This is a genomic window from Proteiniphilum sp. UBA5384, assembly GCF_002410825.1.
In the GTDB taxonomy this organism is placed as follows: domain Bacteria; phylum Bacteroidota; class Bacteroidia; order Bacteroidales; family Dysgonomonadaceae; genus Proteiniphilum.
Genome location: NZ_DHOS01000018.1, coordinates 1 through 3,183 on the forward strand (window position 1 = coordinate 1; position 3,183 = coordinate 3,183).

General features: G+C 39.4%; 4 protein-coding genes and 1 pseudogene. All 5 read left to right on the forward strand.

What is annotated here, in order from left to right; all coding sequences use genetic code 11:
• Nucleotides 1-364: pseudogene (locus B4G81_RS04930) on the forward strand (hypothetical protein); the annotation flags it as partial.
• Between the two features lie 139 nt (nt 365-503).
• On the forward strand, nt 504-1,181 hold the full coding sequence (locus B4G81_RS04935) for a TonB-dependent receptor plug domain-containing protein (protein WP_294080715.1): 678 nt from the start codon (nt 504-506) through the stop codon (nt 1,179-1,181).
• The gene (locus tag B4G81_RS04940) at nt 1,178-2,419 is read left to right on the forward strand and encodes a BACON domain-containing protein (protein ID WP_294080717.1); all 1,242 of its coding nucleotides are present in this window, start codon (nt 1,178-1,180) and stop codon (nt 2,417-2,419) included. Before B4G81_RS04935 ends, B4G81_RS04940 begins: the two co-directional genes overlap by 4 nt.
• A gap of 265 nt (nt 2,420-2,684) precedes the next feature.
• Complete coding sequence (locus tag B4G81_RS04945) at nt 2,685-2,882, forward strand: hypothetical protein (RefSeq protein ID WP_294080719.1); 198 nt, start codon at nt 2,685-2,687, stop codon at nt 2,880-2,882.
• Between the two features lie 6 nt (nt 2,883-2,888).
• Nucleotides 2,889-3,107 (forward strand): hypothetical protein, encoded by a 219-nt coding sequence (locus tag B4G81_RS04950; RefSeq protein WP_294080721.1) that lies wholly within the window; start codon nt 2,889-2,891, stop codon nt 3,105-3,107.
• Nucleotides 3,108-3,183: the final 76 nt, after the last annotated feature.

The following is a 3,183-nucleotide window of genomic DNA, read 5'->3' on the forward strand; positions in this document are numbered from 1 at the left end:
CACTTCGCCGGATGGATCAACCACATACAATTCAAGGGTTTCAATTCAGACAAGAAACATCATGGGCCTGACCACCACGTACGACTATTATTACACGATCAGTAAAATGTCGACCTTCACCAATAAAAATTACAAAAAAGTGGGAATGGCTATTGATGAAAATTACCACCTTCATGTCTTTATGGAAGGAGAAGAGGTTCTCACAACACCGGTAATCAGCGAGCTGCGTACATTAAATCAGATACAGGGCGGCATTTTCATTGACAACTGGCGCATTGTTTTCCCGAACGGAAATGGAGGGGCCAACAGGCCAATGCTTTATTTTGATGATGCATATGCATCGACCACTGAGTTACTTAAATAAGATTTTATTGGAAATGCAACAACCGGCCTTTGAGCCGTGAAAATGATATATTCCCGTGATCCGGAGGCAAACAGTCAAGTATGTACCGGATCATGGGGATCTTTCTCTATTTTAATGTAATATTCATAATTTCAAGCAAATGAAAACGGAAGTATTGATATTTGGATTGTTGCTATCTTGTTTAACCCTTACGGCACAAGATACCATAAAAGGTGTGATATTGTCGGAGAAAGGAAAGCCTGTGCACAGGATGAATGTATGGGTGAAAAACTCGTTGGACGGAGTTAAAACGGACAAACAAGGTGCGTTTATTCTACAGGATCTGAACGAAAAAGATACACTGATCATCTCTGTCACAAAAAAACAGGATGCTGTAATTCCAATCAAGGACAGAGGGAATGAGTTAATAATTACATTGAGAAAGAATGAATTCCTTTTAAAGGATAATTCGCAGGAATTCACAGTCCCCTATTCAAATAAAACAATATTACCATTCAACCCGAATATCCTCACCCGAAAACAAATTGAACAGAGTGGTGCAAATTCGTTGTATGATCTGTTGAGAGGAAATCTCCCGGGGGTGACAGTTTCCGAAGCCAATGGCAATACCTACGTAACCATCCGTGGAGGGAGTTCTTTTGATCTAAACAACGAACCGCTTTTTATTATTGACGGGGTTGAATACAGGGGAAGCTACGATGCCGACCGTTCTGTGAATGTCAACGATATTGAACAACTGGAAGTACAGAGCGACGGGGCAATGTATGGGATAAAAGGATCAAACGGCGCAATTGTGATTACAACCAGAAAAAAATGAAGATCAGTTATTTAAAATACCTATCAATTATTCTTGTGATGTTGTCACCACTCTTTTCTTGTAATTCACAGGAAGAGGCGAAAACAATACCTACGTTATCGATCAGCGGCAATGAAAACATAGAGAGCGGAGGAGGGATATGCACTATACAGGTAACGGCCACGACCGGTTGGAAAGCACACGTCGAAAGCGGAGCATCCTCATGGTTACAGATCAAGGAAACCGGCAATGATTTTATGACTGTATTTGTTGCGCCCAATCCTACCAGAGTATCCCGTACGGCCCAGATTACGGTTAAACTGGAAAAATTCGACAAGTCAGGTGTCTTTCGTATTGTGCAAAAAGGCAAAAATGCTGATTCCGTGTCTGATGATCCAATTGCACTTGGTTATACATTGCGAAGTTCCATGCAGGGTACTCCGGCTCTGATGGACAAAGATTATTCCCAGATTCACAGCCATATGAAACAATATGGCTGGGATTATTCAGAACATCCTAATTCATCTGATCTGGATCATAATGACGGGATACACTGTGTGAATATCTATGACGAAACGTTGAAGCAACATGTATTCAAGTTTATGATTCATGTAAACCCTTTCTTAGATGGCGACAGGGGTAAACTGGAGGACAGGCAGCGTAACGAGATGAAATCGCAGACGTCAGGCAGCTGGTACAAAATGAATGGTAACTGGGATGAACGGCAATGGTTGGAGTGGAAATTCAAAATACCCAAAGGATTTCGTCCATCAACAAGTTTTTGCCATATTCATCAGTTAAAAGCACAGGAAGGAAATAACGGAGCTCCCATCATCACCATCACGCTGCGTGGAAACAACGACGGTACAAACAGAAGGGTACAGGTAATCCATACCGGGGATATTTCTTCCACAAACAAAGGGACCGTTGTGGACAATATTTCCATGGAGGAGTTCGAAGACGAATGGGTGCAGGTACAGGAAGAGGTTCACTATGCCCATAATGGTTTCTTCCGGATCAAGATTACCCGGATAAGAGACAATAAGGTATTGATTGATTATTCCACTGACAACATTGATATGTGGCGAAAAGGCGCCACGAATATTCGTAATAAATTTGGCATTTACCGTAGTTACGGAAAGACATTGAGCGATCCGGACGACAGACCGAGTAACGGCATAAAGGACGAATCGCTGTTCCTGGGGGATTTCTATATATACGAAAAAAATACAAACCCCAACCCTCAGCCCCATGATTGAGAGAGTAGAAAACAATAAACACGACAAACTGACATATTTTTAAGAATTATCATTCCTGTAAGTAAATGATATTTAAGTGATTCATTTTTCAATCATCAACTTTACAAATAATATCAGCACAGAACAGAACAGAATAGTCGTGGCAATAAATAAATAAATAAATGGATGATTATTGCACACAAACATCAAAACAAATCCATATGGATTAGATAGGTAAGAATAAAAAAAATAAATCAATAATTACTGAAAACACTAAAAAAATAGCATGAAAAGAAAACAATTATTCAAAGTTTTGAAACATCTTTTCACATTATTCAAGCACAAAGTTTCATGGAAAAAAGAAATAGTTGTCCCTGATCTTGAATTGAAAGAATTGTCAATCATGTTATCTGATGCTGTAGTGGTGGGCAAAATGCCGGAAGTTATTGTGAAAGAAGACACCCTTGAATACAATCCTGCCTGATACCGGTTGCAAGGGAATGCTGTTGTTGAAGACTTATTGAAAAGGCTGCCCGGAGTGGAGGTTGATATGAATGGCCAAATCACTGTTGCAGAAAAAGCAATTCGAAGAGTAATGGTTGATGGAGAAGATTTCTTCGGAAATGATCCTACAATGACCACAAGAAATTTAGATATTGACATCAGCAAAAAAGTACTTGATGAAAAAAAGAAATTTTTAAACCTGTAAAATGTATTAGATATGGGCAAATTTTTATTCAAACCAGCAATTTTATTATTGGTCTGTTTAATCGGAAATGGTTGTT

Coding starts and splice junctions, on each gene's coding strand:
- B4G81_RS04935 (WP_294080715.1), top strand. CDS start 504: ATGAAAACGGAAGTATTGATATTTGGATTGTTGCTATCTTGTTTAACC.
- B4G81_RS04940 (WP_294080717.1), top strand. CDS start 1,178: ATGAAGATCAGTTATTTAAAATACCTATCAATTATTCTTGTGATGTTG.
- B4G81_RS04945 (WP_294080719.1), top strand. CDS start 2,685: ATGAAAAGAAAACAATTATTCAAAGTTTTGAAACATCTTTTCACATTA.